This is a genomic window from Fibrobacterota bacterium, from assembly GCA_019509785.1.
Lineage (GTDB): Bacteria > Fibrobacterota > Fibrobacteria > UBA11236 > UBA11236 > Chersky-265.
Window position 1 is genome coordinate 11,307 of record JAEKLQ010000084.1, and the last position, 20,366, is coordinate 31,672.

Here is a 20,366-nt window from a genome sequence, read left to right on the forward strand (position 1 = left end):
TTTTTCATGCCGGAGATTCCAGTAAGGGGAATTTCCAGCCTGAGAATCGCGGCGACCCTGGATCCATCCTGCCTAGGAGGGCCTGGGCGGGGGGTCGCTCAGCGCGATAGCACCAGGGTATTGAACTTGGAAGTGACGGTGGAATACCCGGGCCTGTCGCCGGTATCCAAGATAACCTGGGTGGCGGTGACCTTGTAGAAATAGACGCCGTTCGCGAGCGGGGTTCCCCATTCGTCCCGGCCGTCCCAATGCGCCTCGCCCGAGACCACCTTCCGTAGGACCTTGACCAAGCGTCCGGCTTGGTTGAAGATACGGACCTCGAAGGACAAGCGTGGTAGGCCCGCATCGGGGTTGTCGCCGAACTCGAGTTCCGCCGCGGGCATGCCGGTCGCGAAATAAAACGTGGTCCCGTTCCGCTTCATGGGATTGGGATGATTGTAGGCCCTGATGGAAACGAGGGAGCTGTCCAGGGTGACGTCCATCTGCATCTGGCGGGCGCTGTAGTTACCGTACCCGTCCCGGGCGGATACCTTGAGAAGATGGTTGCCGGGACGGATGACTTTGGGATCCAAGCTGATCTGGTAGGTTTTATGGAAAAGATCGTCGATGCCCGGTTGGGGATGGAATGGATCGAGCGTTCCGGGAATCTCCACCGTGGTGCCTTCGTCGGGCCCTTCGGCCGAAATCACGCCGCCGGCGTTGTCGCTTACGTCGATCTGGAGGCAGTAAGGCAGAGCCAGCTTCACATGCTCCGGGAAATCCAGGCCGCCGGTTTCCTTATTCTCGCAACCCGTGATCCGGATCTGCGGGCCTTTGCCATCGTCATTGCTGGCGCAAGAACTCGTGGAGGTCCCCTGAATGTGCAGGCCCAGGACGGCGGTGGTGCCTTCCCTCTCCAGGGAATCGTCCCAGGCGAAGGCTTGCACCATCGCATTCGTGTCGCCGAAGGAAATCTGCTTGGGGATAAAGTATTGCGCCGAAAAGTCGCCATTGACGTAATTGACGGTGCCTTCGAAAAGGATGTTGCCTCGCTTATCCGCGATCTGATCCCTATGGTTCGCTCCGAGGTTGGTATAGACCTTGTGGATGCTTCCCGCCACCACCTTGAGGTTGATTTTCCCCTTCCCCGTCCCGCCGGACACGTGGCCGCGCAGGGTACCGCAATCGAGAGCGCGTATGGTATCCATGACCTGGGTAAGCGCGATCGCGAGCGGGGGCTTGCGCAACAATAACATCGGGTCCCCCAGTAGCCCGTATTTCAGGTTGTTTACATCCTGCGTTTGACCATTCGAAATGGTGGCATCCTTCGCGTATTGCAGCGCCTCGCCGACGGTCACCACCGCGGAATCGTCCTGCGGGAACGCGCGTTGGTAGAATTCCCCGGCCAATTTCAGGTTCGGATCGGGATAGGATTCCCGGGTTGCGGAAACCGATCCGATGGCGCCTATGGATTTTTGCTTGACGAATTGCTCGCTCATGCCTTCGCCTAGCAAGCTCTCGAAACGCCCGACGGTGCAAGAGAAGGAGTTCACCATTCCCGTGCGGCCTTCGTTCCGCATGCGGGCCACCGCGTCGTTGGTCTGCAGCAGCACTTCGTCCGCCCATTGATTGGTGGCGCCATGGCCCACGTAATTGATCGCGACCGCCCCGCGATTGATGAGGGTCAGGAGATCCTGCGCCGCCTGGGGCTTGTGCCAGGCGGAATTCAATGGATAGTCCAGGAGGTAAACTTTGTCGAGCGCGTCGCCCTTCTCATTGCTTTGGATCAGTTTCCCCAGAAGATCAGTGTCCGTGGTATGGCCGTTATAGATCGGGTCGAGGTTATCATCGGACCCTCTCTGCAGATTGTCATCCGCGGCAAGCACTATGTGGGCCCGCCATTCCCCCGCCTGCTTCGGGTCCTCGTATGCCCTGAGCTTGGCCAGGTAGCCGGAAGCCTCATCCGGAGACTGCACGGGGATGCGTCCCACGGCAAGGGAAAGCGACCTTCCCTCGAAGACGAATGGGCCGGGCTCGAAAATGCCGTAGAAATCGTCGCTGGCAACCTGATCGTCGGAATTCGAAAAGCCGTTCGGGATCACGTATTCGAAGGGCGGGACGATATTGGCCGAAGCGCCGCGTGCGGCGCCGCGGATATTGCGGTAGTCGTAATTGCCGTCGCCGAACAGAACCACGTACTTGAGAGCGCCGGCGCCTGAAGAGCCCCGATCCCATCCGTTGTAGGCATAGCGGAGGAAATCCCGGATCGCGACGGGAGAGAGCCTGCCGCCCGAGAATTGGCGGTAGATGTCCTCGACCGTCACGACGGCCGCGCGGACCCGAATCACCCGTCCCGCCGAATCACGGTAGTTCCTCAATTCCAGGGCTTGTTCAAGCAAAGTTTGGTTGGTTACGATGATGTACTCGGGCAGCTTATCGGTAGCGATTCCATCGCAGTTGGATAAATCCCGGATCGGGCTTTTGGGGCCCGCGTTGGGAAGCGTCTGGACATCTATGGCGACGGCCGTCGGGGCCGCAGGCGAACGGAAAACAAGGTAACGGGCATTGGCCCCCGGCGGCAAACTGTCGGTAAAGACCCCGTTCCCATCCAAGAGCAACAAGGCGGAAGCTTCGCCGTCCACGATGCGTGCGCAACTAGCCCCTTCCCCGCCCTGGACGCGGTAGGAAACGGCTTTACCGGTTTCCGTCGGGAAGATCCATGTCGGCTGCCCGGAAGCGAGGACATGGGTGCGGCGATAGATGATGGAATATCCCTCGAAGCGCCGCGAGACTCCTTGCCAATGGACGTTTTCCGGGATGAAAGCGCCGGAGGAGGGGAGGCCGCCGGCCCAGAAGAACCAATATCCTTGGGAAATCGAATCGGGATATGCTTCCAGGATATTCCCTTGGTACTTGACTTGGAAGACCGCGTTGCGGGGATTGGCGTAAAGCCCGAAGAGCACCGTATCCCCGTCTTTATTGGGCAAGATGGCGGTTTCCTCGCTGGCAAGAGCCCTCGGGGTGAGGTCGACATCGGGGCTGGTATTGCAATCGCCTTTCCAGATCCAATGCCAATCCGGCCCGGTCTCCAGGTCCTTGTTCGTGGAGAGATCGCAATTCGCGGTCTCGAGGTCCCTTTCGGCATGCAGGAAATAGGGACTGGAGGTTAGCGGCGTCCCTGCCTGCGCGGGCGTAGGCGTGGGCGCCAGGCGCAATCCGTTTTGGCCGGAAGCCCCGAAATCGAGGTAGTAGTAGTTATCGAACGAATAGGGATCATTCGAATACTCGTAACGGATGTTGGTGCCGGGATTCTCGATACGTTTCCAGATATTGGTTCCATGGGCGAAGAACTTCAGGCTGTCCCCGGGCCCGAAAATGCTGTCTTGGTCGGCATCCACCGTTTCCATGGGAATCTCATGCAAGCGGCCGGGAAGCGACCCGGCGGAATCCATCGAGAGCGGAAGGGTGTCATTAATGCCCGTCAGCAGCCGCATCCAACGTAGTTTGCGTCCCTGCATGGCGCGGGACACCTCGGAAGGAAGGGAAGAAAAGGCGATGGCATAATAGCCATCCTCGGAAAGGCTTTCCACGCTCTTGTTCCGGACTTTAAACCGGATCAGGGTGTCCCCGACGCTGGTAACCACCGGCGCGGCCGTTTTCCGCGCGAGGCTCCCCGAAGTTCCCGCGAGCTTCCCCAAGGCTTTCCCCCCTGCGCCCACGACCGTTTGCCGGGCCGTGCGTTGGGATGCATAGAGCCAAAGGCCGCCGACGGGATTCTTGACCTCCCTCCGCATCAAAGGCTCCAGAGAAGGAGCGGGCCGGGTAAGCACGCCGGGGAACTCGATCTGGACCCGCATCCGTTTGATCAAGGTGAGGGTGTGGCGCCCTTCGTCCCAGAGGGCAAGGGGGACCTGGACCCCGCGGACGGGAGCGCCGCGCAGGATGTGGGAATCCAAAACCCGCGCCGCGGCCGCGCCCCCACGGGCGAACGCACTCTCATCGCGGCGATATTCCATGCGGGTAGGACTGAGATAATGGGGAAAGGGCGCGATGCCTCCCGCCAGCACGCGGGTTTCCGATTCGAGGATGGCCAGATTCACGGAAGGGGCGGATGGACCGCTCAGCACGGCGAAGCGATAGGCGGGAACATCGGGGGCGCCTGATTGGGAGGCTGATTGGCAGCCAACGCAGGTTACCTTCTGCGCGCTCCCATCCCCTGAAGGGGCGAGGGAGAAGGCAGGGACGATTACGTCGAGCACAAGGCGCCCCGGGACGTCTTCCACGACTTTACCGAGCGGCGCCGCCCGGGAAACCGCGGGGAGTGCGGAGATAAGGGTCCCCAAAAGCATTGGGGCTAGGCGAAAAGCGCGATTCAATCCGGCGGCGATCGTGTCTCCCATCGAGGCTGGCCTTCGCTCCCTATTTGGTTATGCGACGAAAAATTGCGTCCAATATAGGTACAAAGTCCCGCCGGCGAGGGCACGCTACCGGACACGGAAGCAAGGATGTTTGAGCTCTTGGTAGCCTCTGGCGGAATGGCAGGCGGCCGGTTTCAGCGCCAGAGGAAGTAGGTGCCCACGTGGGGCTCGGGCAGCCATTCCCGGGCGGTTTGCAATAAGCCGCTCATGGATTGTTCGCCTTTCGATCCGAAGAAATCCTCGAGGCGCGAATGCGCCGGGGGTTCTTTGACCACCAGGGGCTGGCCGCCCAGCTTCGCCAGGGATGCCAGATAGTTTTCGGCTTCCCGGTATCCTCCCAGGGTATCCACCAATCCGTACCCCAAGGCTTGCTTCCCCGTCATGACGCGGCCATCGGCGATGCGGAGCAATTCGGCCCTTTGGATCTTGCGGCTTTTCAGGATGTCGTCGATGAATTGCCCGTAGGTATTATCGATGACGGATTGCAGATAGCGCATCTCGTCGGGCGTAGGGGGCCGCGCGAAATTGCCCACGTCCTTGAGGGCACCGCTTTTTATGGTATTGAGCTTTACCCCGACCTTGTCCAGGAGCTTTTCCGCCTCGGGAAATTGCAGGATGACGCCGATGCTGCCGGTCAGGGTACCGGGATTGGAGAAAATCCGATCCCCCGCCAGGGAAACATAGTAGCCTCCGGAAGCGGCCAGATTCCCCTGGCTAACGATTACGGGAAGGCCTTTGGCCTTAAGGGAAAGCAAAGCCGTGTGGATTTCCTGGCTCGAGCCGACGGCTCCGCCGGGCGAGTCGATGCGCACCAGCACGCCCTTACAGGCCTTGTCATCGGCGATGCGGCGGATGCTCTCCAGGTAGGTATCCGAACCCATGATAGGCCCTTCGATGCGCAGCACGACGAACGGGGCCCTTGGTTTTTCATTTGACGCGGATGCGCGTTCCCGGCTTGAGCACCGCGGGCAGGCGCCCGTTGAGGTCCTTCAACTTCTGGACCGTGCTGCGGTAACGTACCGAAATGTCCCATAGGCTGTCCCCCGCCTTGACGATGTAATATTGCTTATCTTCGCGGGGTATGGTGGGCTCTTCTCGCTCGGGAGCCGCGCCGATGAATCCTGCCGCCGCCACTGGTGAAAAACGCGGAGCGGAGGATGACTTGGTCCGCTCTTCCCCATTCCCGCCTTCCTCATCCGTCGCATCCTGGTCCGGAACCGCCACGGCCTCCCCGGCCCCCTTGGGAGCCAGGTATTTGATTTTTTGCCCGACCTGGATACGGTTGCCGACCAGCCCGTTCCAATGCTCAAGATCCTCTTCCTTAACTCCTAAGGAGCGGCTGATGGAATAGATGGTTTCCCCGGAGGCCACGGTATGCACGCCGAAGCGGCCCGAGGCAGGGGTGTTGGCGACTGAAACCGGAGCGAGGCCAGCATCCTCGGATGCGGGGGCTTCGCCCTTGACGGCGGTTTCGCCTTTGGCGACGACTTCGCCCTTGGCGGCCTTGGGAGAACGTTTAGCTTGGGCGGGAAGCACCGGTTCATGGTGATCCTCGCCCATGTCATCGCCGACGGAGGCCGCGCCGCGGGTACCGAGACGGATGCGTTGGCCGGGCCGCAGCTTGGCGCCGTGCTTCATGTGGTTGGCCGCCATCAGGCCGGAGACCGTGGTCCCGAAGCGGCGGGCGATATCGAACAGGTTATCGCCGGAGCGCACCTTATAGCTACCGCCCCGGAACTTGCCTCCACGCATGGGCGCCGCTTCGGCCATGTCCGGTTCGCTATACCTCGCCGCATCGCTTGGCGCCAATGGGATGATCAGGCTCTGGCCGCGCGCCAGGCGGTTGCCCTTGATCTTATTGGTCGCCTTGATGGAGGCGACGGAGACCCGGTAATGGGCGGCGATGGAGCCGAGGTTCTCGCCTTTCTGGACCAGATGATGGTGCCAGTTGACCAGGGAGGATTTGTCCAGCGCCTGGTAATTCTTCCAGAAGGCGTCCCGCGTGCCTTCGGGCAGGTAAAGCGTGAAGCCCGTGGTCTTATTGGGAGGCGTGCACCAGCGGCGCAGGCCCGAATTGAGGGCGATGATGGTGTCTTCGCTCACCGCGGCGGCCTTGGCGATGGTCGCGATGGTGAGGCAATAGGTCACGGTGACGGTATCGAAGCTGAGTTTGGGTTAGGGATTATCGATGAAGAATCCGTAGCGCTTGGGATCATGCCCGATGATCATGGCCGCCAGGATCTTGGGCACGTAAAAGCGCGTCTCCGGCGGCAACGGCATTTTCCAATACCCGCGGGTGGAATCCTGCGCCAGCATCTTGCGTATCTTGCCCTCGCCGCAATTGTAAGCCGCCATGGACAGATGCCAATCCTGGAATTCGTCGTGCAGATCGTCCAGGTAATCGAGCGCCGCGTCGGTGGCCAGCATGGGATCGCGGCGGGGATCGTACCACCAATCGTCATGCAGGCCGTAACGGCGGCCCGTGCCGCTGATGAATTGCCACATGCCGCTGGCCGAGGCTTTGGACCAGGCCTTCGGGTTGAAGCCGCTCTCGCACATGGCCAGGTACATGAGATCATGGGGCAGATCCCGTTCATCCAGCTTGGCCATGATCAAATCCTCGTAGCGGGACTTGCGTGCCAGCCACTTCGTGAAATAGCCGCGGCCGGGGCCCATAAATACGGCCATGGCCTGAAGGATGCGCGGATCCAGGGGCGTGGTGAGCGGCAGGGTGTATTTGGTGCCGTCGATGAAATGCGTGATGGAGTCCATCGCCTTCACCGAGGAGTCGGGCACGTCCTCCATCTCCTCGTCGAACTGCTGGGTGAAGGGGGCCGGCTCGCCCATCTTTTGGGTCATGGCCACGGAGAAGATGAGCATCTTCTGGACGCTGTCGCGCATGGTCCGGATATGCGCGTATACCGAAATCCTCCCCTGCCTGGTACCAGAGCGAGTCGCGGATGCCGTCCTGCCCGAGCTTGATGAACTCGGACACTTCGGAAAAAAGCATTTCGTCTTCCGGGACCAACGGAGGAAGCAGGGAGTCCTGCCGGTCCTTGGCAAGCTGAGGGCTAGCGCCCACGGCCTGCGCAGTCTTGGGCTTCGTCCCGGAGCAAGCCTGGAACAGGGCGAATGCCGATACGCAGAGCAGGATCCGCTTCAGCAAATCCTCTGGTCTCCGTGAAGCGGGGTTTCGCGAATATCGACGGGGGATGGTGAAACGAGAACCCGGGTTCGGGGGAAAGTACGCCCGGGGTCGGGGGTATCATTCCTCGAAATCGAGATCCTCGGCGTAATCATTCCACATGTCGGTCTTCTTGAACTTCGGATTGTCGAAATCGACTTCCTCGTTCTCGTCCTCTTCGTCGTCATCTTCCTCGACATCGTCCTCTTCGTTCTCGAACGGCTCCAAATCGTCGAAGTCATCGTGCTTCGGACGCCTGCCGAGCTCCCATGGGCCGGGGTTCATAGGGTCCATATCGCCTCCAATTTTACCATATTTTCCGCAAATATATCTTGGGTTCCGGGATTGTCAAGCTCTTTATCGGAAGCCGCGCGGTCTTTCTTGGCTGGACCTTGGAGTCCGGGTCCACCCGGGACTTGAGGTAAAGTAAAAAAAGGCAAGAGCCGAAAACAACGCATTCCCTTATTGCTTGTTGACGAACTTGAGCGGGAAGGAGACCGGAACGTCGCCATTGGCGTTCGGATCCTCGCGGAACCGCCACTTCTTCACCGTTTTAAGGACCTCGGAGCTGAAGGCGGCATTATCGATGCTGCTCTTTTCGGTCACGATGCGGGCGTCCTTCACGGCCCCGGTCGGGTCGATCAGGATGCGGACGGTGAGGTCGCCCTCGAATATCGTCCCTTTGCGCATAAACTTCTGGTAAAGAAACTCCAGCTCCCCTTGGTTCCCTTCGATCGCCGAGAAGATGGCTTCCTGGCGGAGGGGATCGGCCTGGATCTTCGCGGCCGACTTCCGCACCTTCACGTCCTGCTTGAAAGTGGCGGACAGCTTTTCGGCTTCGGCCTTCTCCGCCTTCTTGACATGGGCGACGCTATCCGCCTTGCGCCCGTTGAGGTCGCCCACGTCCAGCTTTTCCAGCTTCTCCAAGCCGGTCGTTCCCGGAGCCGCGGCGTTGACGGGCGCTTCGACCGCGGGGGCGCGCTTTTTCGGGGCATCGGGGACTTCCAAGGCCTTCAGGCTGTTGATGAACTTGAAGTCCTGGTATTGCTCGATCTTCTTCAGCGCGGTCTTGGCCAGCTCTTCGTCATTGCTATAGAACTTGCCCAGCACGTACAGGCGCCGGTTGGCCTTCTTGGCCTCTTCGGAATTGGGGGCCCCTTGCATCAATTGCCGATAGGTCAGTACCGCATCGCTATCCTGGCCCAGCTCCTCCTGCGAACGGCCATACAGGTAGCGGCTCTGGATGCGCGAGACGGAGTCGGTTCCGGGGCTGGCGATGGCCTTGGCCAGGCTCTTGGCGGCTTCGGCGTAATTGGCCAGCAAGAACATTTGGCGGCCGGACTGGGCCGGAGTGGATTGGCTGGCCTGCGCCAAACGGACCTGATCCTCGAGACCTTGGGTCAGCTCCTTCAGCCTGGCCGCCACATGCGCCTCCTCGGAACCGGGCACCAGGGAGGCCGCCCGATCGTAGTCCGCCTTGGCCTTGTCGTAGTCGCCGGTCAAGCCTTCGCAAAAGCCGCGGTGCAGGAGCAAGGTCGCGGAGACTTCGTTCGAAAGGCCGGCGCCCTCGAGGCTACTGGTATAGATCGCGATCGCCTTATCGTATTTGCGGGAGCGCTCGAAGAAGTAGGCCGCCTCGAGATCGGCCTGCACCAGCTTGGGCACCGCGGTGGCTGATTTCTTCTTTCCCAGGATGAACTCTACGGCCCCGATGGCCGCCGCGATAACCTTGGTCTGGAGGTTTTCCTTCTTGGGCCCGTCGTCGACCAGCAGGCGGCTGGATGACAGCGATTGCATCTTCATTTCCATGGCCGCGTCGTCCGCCTCGGGCTGGGTGCGTCGCTGGTTGATCAGCTCGAACCGGGCCAACATATTGAGGGCATGGCTGGAGTTGTAGGTTTGGGACAATGTTTCCATGGCCCGGTTGTACTCGTCCATGCGGTACTGGATGATGGCTTCGTTGGAGTACAGGGAGAACAGCACCAGGATGACGATCAGCAGGATCGGCCGGATGCTGAACCAGAACTCGGATAAGCTTGAGAACTGGGAATTCCGTCTTTTTCTTCACGAACTTCTTCATCTCCGCCGCGATGGAAACGATGGCGCGATGATCGGCGATGGGGCGGTAATGGTTGCTGGCGACGGCCAGGGAGATGGACATGAGAGGGAAACGCATGCGGCGTCCCTGGCGATCCAGGGACTCGATGAAACCGGCCTTGGCATCGGCCTCGTTATAGAATTGCTTGACGTTGCTATCGAACGAGGCGGTGATGCCTTTGCAGATGGCTTCCCAATTGGAATATTCCGTCACGATCACGAAATCGTCGCCGCCTTCGTGGCCGACGAAGGTGTATTGGTTGCCGAAGCGTTTGGCCGCGTCCAGGAAGCAATCGCGCGTGTACAGGATGGCGTCATCGCCCTTCGAGAATCCGTACTTGTCGTTATAGGATTTGAAATTGTCCAGGTCGCCGTATACGACCGCGAACTCCGCCTGGGCGTGGATCATGTCCTCGATCTTCTTCACGATCACGTTGTTGCCGGGAAGGCCGGAGAGCGGATTGGCGCCCTTGGCCTCTTCCCGGATGCGGACCAGGGAGAGCATCATCTCCTTGAATGAGCTGGCCAGCATGCCGATTTCGTCGTTCTGCTGGATGTCCACCTGTTGGCTGAAATCCCCCTTGGACACCTCATGGGTGACCTTTTCCAGCTTGGTGATGGGCACGATGATGATCTTGCGCAGGAAGAGCGCGAATATCAATTGGATCACCACCACGATCAGGGTCACCAGTAGGCAGAGGCGCAAGAGCACGTTCTTCTCGCTTTCCAGGCTCTTGATGCGGATGGGGAACTTCCCCACGATGACTTCGCCCGAAGGCAAAGCCGACGGGATATAAAGGTTGATCAGGCGATCCTTGATGTGGATATCGTGGTAGAACTCCTTGTCCTCGAGTTCGCTCTTGGCGATGGCGCGGTTGAGGATGACGGTTTCCTCCGCCGAAGGCTTGGGAGCTTGATGGGTCCCGCGGTAGTAGAGGACTTCGCCCTTCTCCGTGAAGACCGTGAGCTCGTCGATGCCTTCCTGGGCGGCCGCTTCGGCGACGCGCTTGTAGGGCGCGGGGTCGCGCTTGTCCTTGATGAGATCGCGCTGCCGGGTGAAGAGGCTTTTCAACCGCACGGATTGGTTTTCGGAAATCAGCTGCTGGTTGCGCGTGATCAGATCGCTCTGGTTCTCCCAGATGATGAAATTGAAGATGGAGACGATGACGATGGTGAGGATGATGTAGAGGACCGCGGTCTTGTAGGACAGCGAGTTCCTTCGGATTCCCAGCACGAAAAGCCCCTAGGAGCCCCTAACTTAATGGGGCGCGTCAGTCGTTCCTTTGCCGCCGGTCGAATCCGACGATTCCCTGGAGTTTATCGAATAGATCCTTGGGAGCGCAAGGCTTTTCCAAAAGCTGGAAGCCGAGGTAGCGGCGCACTTCCTTATCGTCCGTGCTCATGGCCGAGTCGATGAGCAGCGCGCAGCGCGCATCCGCCGAGAGGCCGCTGAGGGCCAACAGGTAATAGTCGCGCCCAAACTCCTCAAACCCGGGGGCCTCGTTGATGAGGAGGAAATCGAAGCGCGGGAGCGGGGTCTTGTTCCAGTCGCGCATGCTGGCCGAGACGTATTGGACCTCGAAGTCGGCCAGCTCCACTTCGGCCGCGGCCTCCTTGAGCCCTGGCAGATCGCGCCCGAGATCGAGGATGAGCAGGTGCCGCCGCGTTTGGCTGATCGCGCGGGCCTTGCGCTTCTCGATGGGCAGATGGACCACGAAGATCGATCCCTTGTGGCGCGTCGATTCCACGAACAGCTTGCCGCCGTGCAGCTCCACGAAGGATTTGCTGATGGCCAAGCCAAGGCCATGCCCCTTGCCGGCCAGATTGCTGGCCTCGCCCGTATGGAATTTCTCGAAGATGGCTTCCAGATCGGCCGGGGCGATGCCCGGTCCCGTGTCTTGGATGGAAAGGGCCAGCACGTTGCCCTGCTGGCGCGAACGGACCATGATCTTGCCGCCCGCCTTGGTGAACTTGATGGCATTGCCCAGGATGTTGGAGAGCACCCGGCTCACTTTCTGGACGTCCAGCCAGGTTTCCTGCACTGGGACCAGAGCCGTATCGATGACGATGCTCTTGGCATCCGCCAAGCCCTTCAGGGACTGCACGGCCAACCCCACCTCGTTGTTGAAATCCACCCTTTCCAGCTTGAGTTGGAGCTTCCCGGCGCCGATCTTGGCCGAGTCCAGCAAATCGGTCACCATGTCGATCAGGAACTGGCAATTGCGGTGGATGGTGCGGATGGGTTCGAGCTGGGTGGCTTGCAGGTTGCCGAGCACGCCTTCCATCAGCAGCTCCGCATAGCAAATCATGGCGGCCAGGGGCGAGCGCAGGTCGTGCACGGCCATGTGCAGGAAATCGTTCTGGTGCCGAAGGTTGGCGGACTGCGACTCGATGCGCGCGCGCAGGCGCCGGTTGATGATCTGCTGCGTCAGCAATTTGGATTTCAGCGCCAGCAGGCCTTGCAAGCGCACCCGCAACGATGGAAGGCAATCGGCGCCTTCGGAAACCAGCGAGTAGCCCATTTCGAACAAGGCCACCTTCTCTTCCAGAGGGAGCGTTTCCGGCGAGAGGGCGATCGAATTGGCGAGCACGAAAAGGACGTCGGCTTCGCCATCGATCATGGCCGGGAACTCGCGGGCCAGGCGGGAATCCACCAGGCAGACCTGCGCGGGATCGGAACCGGGAACGGTGCCCGGATCGGCGAACGGGAACGCATCCAAAGCCTTGCGGAAGCGGGCTTCCCACTCCGGATCACGCGTGACGATGAGGACTTTGGGGGGCTCGGCCGCCTCGCGGGGCATGCAGGTCTCCTTATGGATCCTGCAATTTATATTCGTGGAGCTTGTTACGCAGCGTGCGAATGCTAATATCCAGCATTTCCGCGGCCTTGGTGCGGTTGTCCGCGCAAGCTTCCAGCGTCTTGATGATCAGGATACGCTCGGCTTCGGCTACGCTCATGCCGGGAACGAGCCCGCCGGCGCCGTTCGAAGGCGTCCCCGCGGAAGCGGGACGCGCCCCGTCGAGACGCAGATGGTCGATGCCGATCTCCCCGTTCTTGGCGAACACGACCGCCCGCTGGATGACGTTCTCCAGTTCCCGCACGTTGCCCGGCCAATCATGGGCCTTCAGGCGCGTGAGGGACTCGGGCTTGAGCCCGGAAACCGTGAAGCCGTTGTCCTTGTTGTACTTGGCGATGAAATGGTGGGCCAAAGGCTCGATGTCGGCCATGCGCTCGCGCAGAGGCGGCACTTCCATGGGAATGACGTTCAGCCGGTAATACAAATCCTCGCGGAAGTTCCCTTTCTTGACCTCATCCTGGAGGTTGCGGTTGGTGCTGCAGAGGATGCGCACGTCGATGGCCACTTCTTCGCTGCCGCCGATTTTTGTGATCTCCCGTTCCTGCAATACGCGGAGCAGCTTGGACTGCGCGTAGATCGGCATCTCCCCGATTTCGTCCAGGAGCAAGGTGCCGCCGTTGGCCAGCTCGAATTTTCCCACCCGGGTCTTGATGGCGCCCGTATAGGCGCCCTTCTCGTGGCCGAACAGTTCGCTTTCGATCAGGCTTTCGGGGATGGCCGCGCAATTGATTTTCACGAAGGGCAGATTGGAACGTTTGCTTTTGTTATGGATGGCCTGGGCCAATAGTTCCTTGCCCGTGCCAGACTCCCCGTAGATCATGACGGTGGAATTCGACCCGGCCACCTCCTCGATGGTTTTCATGAGGCTATCCACGGCGGCGGTCTGGCCCACGAACTTATAGCGTTCGTCCAGCGTCTCGCGCAGGCGCTTGTTTTCGCTTTTCAGGTTCCCGATCTGGAGCACCTGCGACACGGTATGCTCCAGCATCTCCACCCGGAAGCCCTTGTCGGCATCCTTTTCGATGAAGTCCTGCACGCCGATCTTCATGGCCTTCACCGCCGTCTCGATGGTACCGAAGGCTGTCATCAGAATGATGCAGGCCATGGGATCCGCGGCCAAGATCTTCTCCGCCATCTCCAGGCCGGTCATGCCCGGCATCTTGTAATCGCTAAGCACCAGATCGGGCCGAGCCTGCTCATAGGCGTCCAATCCCTCTTGCCCGCTGCGCGCCGTGCGCAGCTTGTGGCCCAGCCGCGACAGGCTCATGGAGATGAGATCGCGGATCAGGGATTCGTCGTCGACCACCAGGATATCAGCCATGTACGCTACCCCGCGAATCGATGCGCACTTCGAAACGGGTCTCGCCCGGCCGGCTGGCGACGGCGATCTCGCCTCCGTGCAGGGCCACGATGCGCTGAACGATGGCCAGCCCCAGTCCCGTGCCTTGTTCCTTGGTGGTGAAAAACGGATTGAAGATCTTCGACTGGATGTCCTTCGGGATGCCCTTACCGTCGTCGATAACGGCCACCCGCAGGAAATCCTTCTCGTCGAGATCGGCCTTGATGGTGATGGCGCCCTTCCCGTCGATGGCCTGGATGGCGTTGAAGATGAGGTTCAGGAACACCTGCTGCAGCTTCTCGGGATCGATGCGGGCCTCAATCTTCGCGAAGGCGTAATCCCGCATGATGGCGATATCCTTGTTGTCCTTGGCGATCTCGACCTCGGCGTAGTTCAGGATATCCTCCATCCAGGACACGAAGTCAACCCGTAAGACGTTTAGCTCCATATGCCGAGTGTACACCAGCAGGTTGGAGACGATCTTGTTCAGGCTGGAGACTCCCTGCACGATTTTCTTCACCAGCGCCCGCCGCGGGTCGTCCCCGTCGAGATCCCGTTCCAAGAGGCCCGCGAACCCGCCGATGCCAGCCAGGGGATTGCGGATCTCGTGCGCCACGGTGGCCGACATCTCGCCCAATGCGGCCAAGGTCTTGGCATGTTGCATCTGGTTCTGCATCTGCTTGATGTTGGTGAGATCGGTGGAGATCTCCACGGCCCCCAGCACCTGGCCTTCGCGGTTCTTCACCACGCTGGTGGTGTAGCCGATGGGCTTCCCCGCGCCTATCTTCCAATACTTCTCGTGGCCCAGTTGGTTCTTGCCGTGGCGCAAGGTCTCGATGAGGGGGAAATGCGAGTCCGCCTGGTCCGCGAAGAATTCCGCGTAGGATTTCCCCAGGGCCTCCGACGCCTTCAGCGCGTAGATGCGTTCGGCCGACGGGTTGAACAAGGTGATGCGCTCCTCGGTATCGATCATGACCACGCTGGAATCCAGGCTTTCGAGCACGGAGCGCAACTGGTTTTCCACGCGTTCCTTCTCGCGGAAAGAGACTTCCAGCTTCTGGTTCTTTTCCTCGAGCTCCTGGCTGATCTTGTCGAACTTGACGCCCAATTCGCGGTAGGCGGACTCGAGCTTGCCCACGTTGGCGTTGAACCATTCGAAGACCTGATCGAGCTGGGCCCGGGTCTCGGCGGGAATGCCGTCAGGCAGGTTCTGCATGGGTCGGGCGCGGACCATGGATCATTGCAGGCCGCGGTAAAGGTTGATCATCTGGGACAGATCGCGGGGCGGTTCCGCCTTGACTTCGGCGGCCGGCGCGCTCCCGTCATCGCCGAACATGGCCTGGTGCCGCGCCTGGATGCCTTTGGCCACCCCTTCCAAGGAGTCGAGGATCTCCCCCGGCCGTCCCGCGCGCAGGCGGGCCCGCTCGGGAGCCGGCAAGCCTTCCCACTGGTCGAGGTACGGCTTGAGCTCGCCCTTTTCCCTCGCGATGGCCGCCATGATCTCGCCTTGGCGCGCCAACAGGGCTTCCAAGCCTTCCAACCCCTGGGACTTCACGCTTTCCAGGGCCGCCATCTGCAAGCGTTCGAATTCCCGGAACGTTTCCAAATGCCTGGCCAACAAGCCGGTGAAGGTCTCCAAGGGAAATCCGCCAGGTCCGCTAATCCAGCACCTCCTCGTACTCCTTGCGCCAAATCGCGTCTTCGCGCTTCCACTTGGCTTGGGAAGCCCAATAACTATCCGGGTAATTATCGATTACCCTCTTGTACTCGTTCAAGGCCGACTCTAAGTTCCCGGTCGTCTTGTAGATATTGGCCATCTGGTAATGGACCCAGGCCGCCTCCTTATGCCCGGGCCACTTGGCTGCGAATTGCCGGTATTGGGCCATGGCGCCCTTCCAGTCCTTTTTGCGGAAGGCGAGGTCGGCCATGCGCAACTTCACTTCGGCGCAAAGATCTGCGAGCAGGCTGTCCTTGGGATCCTGGCATTCCGCGGTGGCCTTCCCGTACCAGGCCAAGGCCTTGTCCAACGCACCGTACTTCGCGTGCAGGCCGCCCAGGTCGCGGGCGTAGCCGGCCTTGCGCGCGGGGTCCTTGGCGTTCGCGTACCCCTTTTCCAGATAGCCCGCCGATTTCTTGGCATCGTTTTGGAGCGCGCCCGCTTGGGCCAGACGGTACTCGACCTCTACTTGCGCCGGCCCGTCGGGGGCCCCGGGCTTGATCTTCAGCAACGCCTTTTCCGCCTTCTCGCCGTCCTTCATGCCGAGGGCGGCCAAGGCCGACAGGTACTGCGCGGCATCGTGGAACTTCGCCGAATCCTGCGGGGCCGATCCCGTCTGATCGGCCGCGCGTTCCGCCGCCTGATCCCAAAGGCCCAATTGCAGGTAAACCGAAGCCATATCGAGGCCGGCGGCCTGGGCATTGTCCGATCCGCCATACCCCAGCATGACTTCCTTTAACGCGGCGATCGCCTTCTCGAATTTATCGTTCTTGGCCAGCAGATGGGCCTCATGCATTTTCTTGCCGGAGGCCGATTCCGGATCGGGGATGAGGAATAGGAAACTGCCGTCGCGGCCCAGGACCAGAGCTTTGGCCTCGGAAGGAGGGACTGGCTGGGGCGGGGTTTTGGCGGCCGGCTGCGCAGGCGCCGTGGGTTTGGCGGAGACGGCAGGCTTGCCGTCCTTTCCGGCGGGATTGGCGGCTTCCTCCGGCGCGCCTGATTCATGGGCCGCATCCTTGGCGGTGGTTTCCTTCAATTGCGCGGCCGCCGGCGCCTTCGCCGCGGCAGGCGGCTTCTGGCCTGGGCTAGCGGGCGCTCCCGCTGGAGCTGGCGCTCCCGAGGGAGCGGGGTTTCCTGGCGTAGCGGACGCTCCTGGCGTAGCCGCGGCGGTACCCTCCCCCATCTGGGCCATGAAGGCCTCGGCCTGCTTGCGTCCGGGAGCGGACCGTGTCGTCTTCAGGTAGTCACGGAACTCCGCCGTAGCCTGCGGGAAACGTTCCTGCTTCTGATAGATGCGGCCCATATAGTAGTGGGCGTTGAAGCCGCGATCGGGATAAGCCAATGCCCGCTTGAAGTTGAACAAGGCTTTGGCATAGTCCCCTTTATCGAAGCGCATCACTCCGCCCAGGTAAAACGCGCCGGGATGTCCGGGATGGCGGGAAAGGCAGCGGCGCAAGGGCGCGGCCATGGCATCCAACTTGCCGGCCTTGTATGCCTCGAGGGCGGCCAGAAAATCCTTGTCGGCATAAATGCCTTCGCCGCCCTTGGAAGATCCGGAATCCAAGGCCGGGGAAAACGCCTCGTCGCCGCCGGCGATGGGGACGGCGGATCCGCTTTCGCGGGGGGGCGGGGGCAATTCGTCGGAGGCCGCGGCAGGCTTGGCCGCGACCGTCGCGGGCGCCGGGGCGGCTTGGGGCATCGCCGTGGGCTTGGCCCCGGACATGGCGGCCAGCTTTTTCCGTTCTTCTTCGGCCTTGGCTTTCTCGCCCTGTTTCTCGTAAGCCAAGGCCAGGCCCGCGCGGGCGTCCGCTAGGGAGGGATCCTTGGCGAGGGCGATCTTGAAGTTCTCCCCGGCCAGCTTGTAGTTGCCTTGCTTAAGGCGCAGGCCGCCGACGCGCGCATAGATGGGCCCGGGATTTTCCGGATGCTCGGAGAGGTACAGGCGCAATTCCTGCACGGCCTTATCGTACTCCCCCTTGGTTTCCCATTGCTTCGCCACTTCCAAACGGAGATCGATGCCGGCGCTTTTCGGGGGGACCGTGTCCGCCCCGGCACGGGTAGCCGCGACCGGGCGCGAGGCCGCGGCCAGGGCGGTAGCCAAGCAAGCGGTGATCAGGAATCCGCGGGCAATCGAAAGCATGGGGCGATGGCGCTCCGGGGACCCCGACGGCATGCCGGATCCCGACCCATTATAGATATACCGGATCGCGGAAATCAAAAAAGCCTCCCGGGGGGAGGCTTTTCCGGGCCGCTGGGACCGATTCGCGATGCCGACCTCCTGCCAGATGCGAGGAATCCGCCAGCCGATTATGCGGAAACTACCTGCCACGTATACGGAAACCTTCAATCACTTATGCGGAAAGCGCAGTACCCGCACGCGAACGACGTTGCCGATGCCCTTGATGGACTCGACCAGCGCATCGGGCACTTCCTTCTCCAGGTCGATGATGTTGTACCCGATCTTCCCGTTGCTGGCATTGGTAAAGGACGCGATGTTCAGCCCGGCCTTGCCGATCACCTGGGTGATCTGCGCGATCATATTGGGCACGTCCTTGTTGATGACCACCACGCGGGTGCGGATGCTTCCCTCGGGATAGGCTTCGATGATGGGGAAGTTCACGGAATTGGCCACGATTCCGTACTCGAGATAGTTCCGCATCTGCTTCACCGCCATTACGGCGCAGTTTTCCTCGGACTCGGCGGTGCTCGCGCCCAAGTGCGGCGTGCAGAGGACATTGGGCCGGCCGAGCAGGGACTTGGACGGGAAATCGTTGATGTAGAACGAGACCTTGCCCGAGTCGAGGGCGGGGATGACGGCCGCATCGTCGTAGATGCCTTTGCGGGCGTAGTTCATCAGGATCACGCCCGGCTTGGCCTTCTTCAGTTGGGCTTCGCCGATGAGGTTGCGGGTCTTGTCGGAAAGGGGCACGTGCACGGTGATGATATCCGCGGCGGCCACGACATCGTCCAGCTTGTAGGCGATTTCCACGCGAGGGTTGAGGAGATGGATATTGGCCACCGTCGGGAAAGGATCATAAGCGATCACGGTCATGCCATGCTGCAAGCCGGCATTGGCGACCAGCACGCCGATCTTGCCCAAGCCGACCACGCCCATGGTTTTGCCCTGCAGCTCGAAGCCGGAAAACTGGGCCTTGCCCTTCTCCACCTTCTCGTTGAGCACCTTGTCATCGGTTTCGGAGGCGAGCGACTGGGAGAATTCGAGGCTCTTGTGGATCTTCCGCGCGGCGATGCCGAGCATGATGAAGACCAGTTCCGCCACCGCATTCGCGTTGGCGCCCGGGGTGTTGAAAACGCACACGCCCTTTTCCGTCGCCTTATCGATGGAGATGTTATTGACGCCGGCGCCCGCGCGGGCGATGGCCAGCATGGACGGGATCTCGTCGGTATCGACGATGGCGCTGCGGACCAACACCCCGTCGGGGGAAGCGGTATCGCCGGAGATCTGGTAATTCTCCCCGAAGAGCTTGAGTCCCTGCTGGGAAATGTTGTTCAGAGTCTTGATCTTGAAAGGCATGACGGTCCTTCCGAATGGTCTGGGTTGGGGTTGGACCGGAAAGATAAATTAAACGCGGCGGGGCCCGCCATGGACGGGGACGCCCGGCGGCACGGACGGGGATGCCGGACGGGATTGGGAAGCCGTAAACGCCCGGCCTCTCGGTAGTTACTTATCGGTATTGTGCGTGGGCAAGGTCGGAAGGAAATCCACCGGAGGTTCGGCCGGCTTGGGGCCCCATTCCTTCCAGGCGAAATAGCCGCCGCCGCCGAGGACCGCCAAGGCCAGGGGGAACTCCCAATAGATGGCGTGGCTCTTGGCGATATACTTGCGCTCTACCTTCTTGTTCCATTTGAAATTCATGGTGATCACGCCGTAATCCTCCTGGATATCGTATTCCAGATCGTACGGGGTGAACAGGCTGACGCGGACCACGTCGCGGATGTCGGGCTTGAGGCCGGCCACGTCCTTGTTCAAGTCCAGCTTGAACAGTTCGACCGTGCTGTTGGTGATGGGATACTCGTGGATCGGGTCCATGATGGATTCGCCGATATGCGTATCGTAGAAGTCGAAAACCACGGCCTTCTTGACCGGATCGTAATAGTTGAAGTAGGCGGAGGGCTTCTCGGTGAGCAGGAAGACGATGGAAAGTTCCTTGGAACCCTCGGTGGCGCCCGGCTTCTTGGTGAGCTGCACGCCTTCGATGGTGCAGATCACGCCTTCCTCTTCCTTCGTCCGGGTCGGGGCGTCGGGGAAATCGACCAGATCCTCGTATTGGGCGAAGATGGGAACAGTGCCGGAAATCGCCAAAGCCAGGAGAACGGGAAGCCTAAAACGCACTATCGACCTTTCCTGGGGAAACCCCAATCCCAAGATACGCCAAATCCGGCCCGTGTCAATCGACAAGGCGAAAAGATATTAATTCAGCCCAGAAAGGCCCTACATATCAATTAATTTGCGGAGCCGGGAGGTAGCAATTGAAACGGAACGGCCCCCTCCTGCTCTTCGCGGCTTGCCTGGCCGTCCTGACGGTCTTGGGGGGATCGCACTTCCTCGCCGATGCCCGCGCCACCGCTCCCGCCCTGACCCTGCTTACCCCCCACGGGGACAATATCCGGCAGGAGATCGGGGCCGCCTTCCAGGCGTGGCATCAGGCGCGTTTCGGGGAAACCCCGGAATTGTCCTGGGTGGACCAAGGCGGCACTTCTGAGGACTTGCGGTACGTGCAAGCCCGCTATGCCAAGTCTCCCGAGGGCATCG

Annotated in this window: 14 protein-coding genes; 1 reads left to right on the forward strand and 13 read right to left on the reverse strand. The window is 60.9% G+C overall.

Features of this window, described 5'->3' with window-relative positions; translation table 11 throughout:
* Positions 1 to 98: 98 nt before the first annotated feature.
* From JF616_21855 to JF616_21915, 13 genes are all read right to left on the reverse strand, one after another.
* Positions 99 to 4,262 carry a hypothetical protein gene (locus JF616_21855; GenBank protein ID MBW8890405.1) on the reverse strand — a complete coding sequence of 1,388 codons (4,164 nt, stop codon included), beginning with the start codon at positions 4,260 to 4,262 and terminating at the stop codon, positions 99 to 101.
* Positions 4,263 to 4,531: 269 nt separating this feature from the next.
* On the reverse strand, positions 4,532 to 5,278 hold the full coding sequence (gene sppA / locus JF616_21860; protein MBW8890406.1) for a signal peptide peptidase SppA: 747 nt from the start codon (positions 5,276 to 5,278) through the stop codon (positions 4,532 to 4,534).
* A gap of 46 nt (positions 5,279 to 5,324) precedes the next feature.
* Positions 5,325 to 6,545 (reverse strand): LysM peptidoglycan-binding domain-containing protein, encoded by a 1,221-nt coding sequence (locus JF616_21865; protein MBW8890407.1) that lies wholly within the window; start codon positions 6,543 to 6,545, stop codon positions 5,325 to 5,327.
* A 27-nt stretch (positions 6,546 to 6,572) separates the two neighbouring features.
* The gene (locus tag JF616_21870; GenBank protein MBW8890408.1) at positions 6,573 to 7,298 is read right to left on the reverse strand and encodes a lytic transglycosylase domain-containing protein; all 726 of its coding nucleotides are present in this window, start codon (positions 7,296 to 7,298) and stop codon (positions 6,573 to 6,575) included.
* 364 nt (positions 7,299 to 7,662) lie between these two features.
* Positions 7,663 to 7,875: a hypothetical protein gene (locus JF616_21875; protein MBW8890409.1), complete on the reverse strand. Its 213-nt coding sequence runs from the start codon at positions 7,873 to 7,875 to the stop codon at positions 7,663 to 7,665.
* A gap of 1,303 nt (positions 7,876 to 9,178) precedes the next feature.
* Positions 9,179 to 10,912 carry a HAMP domain-containing protein gene (locus JF616_21880; protein MBW8890410.1) on the reverse strand — a complete coding sequence of 578 codons (1,734 nt, stop codon included), beginning with the start codon at positions 10,910 to 10,912 and terminating at the stop codon, positions 9,179 to 9,181.
* Positions 10,913 to 10,949: 37 nt separating this feature from the next.
* Positions 10,950 to 12,479, reverse strand: a complete 1,530-nt coding sequence (locus JF616_21885) for a HAMP domain-containing histidine kinase (protein ID MBW8890411.1) — start codon at positions 12,477 to 12,479, stop codon at positions 10,950 to 10,952.
* 10 nt (positions 12,480 to 12,489) lie between these two features.
* Positions 12,490 to 13,857, reverse strand: a complete 1,368-nt coding sequence (locus tag JF616_21890; GenBank protein ID MBW8890412.1) for a sigma-54-dependent Fis family transcriptional regulator — start codon at positions 13,855 to 13,857, stop codon at positions 12,490 to 12,492.
* Positions 13,850 to 15,109 carry a PAS domain S-box protein gene (locus tag JF616_21895; protein ID MBW8890413.1) on the reverse strand — a complete coding sequence of 420 codons (1,260 nt, stop codon included), beginning with the start codon at positions 15,107 to 15,109 and terminating at the stop codon, positions 13,850 to 13,852. The genes JF616_21890 and JF616_21895 overlap by 8 nt, the downstream gene beginning before the upstream one ends.
* A 3-nt stretch (positions 15,110 to 15,112) precedes the next feature.
* Positions 15,113 to 15,514 (reverse strand): hypothetical protein, encoded by a 402-nt coding sequence (locus tag JF616_21900; protein MBW8890414.1) that lies wholly within the window; start codon positions 15,512 to 15,514, stop codon positions 15,113 to 15,115.
* A 19-nt stretch (positions 15,515 to 15,533) separates the two neighbouring features.
* Entirely contained in the window at positions 15,534 to 17,765 is a 2,232-nt protein-coding gene (locus JF616_21905; protein ID MBW8890415.1) for a tetratricopeptide repeat protein, read from the reverse strand.
* Between the two features lie 174 nt (positions 17,766 to 17,939).
* Positions 17,940 to 19,127, reverse strand: a complete 1,188-nt coding sequence (locus tag JF616_21910) for a phosphoglycerate dehydrogenase (GenBank protein MBW8890416.1) — start codon at positions 19,125 to 19,127, stop codon at positions 17,940 to 17,942.
* Positions 19,128 to 19,274: 147 nt separating this feature from the next.
* A complete protein-coding gene (locus JF616_21915; protein MBW8890417.1) occupies positions 19,275 to 19,946 on the reverse strand; it encodes a hypothetical protein in 672 nt (223 codons plus the stop codon).
* Positions 19,947 to 20,083: 137 nt separating this feature from the next.
* On the opposite strand from JF616_21915, the gene JF616_21920 reads away from it, so the two are divergent.
* The coding region (locus JF616_21920; GenBank protein MBW8890418.1) for a hypothetical protein at positions 20,084 to 20,366 on the forward strand (283 nt) is incomplete at its 3' end.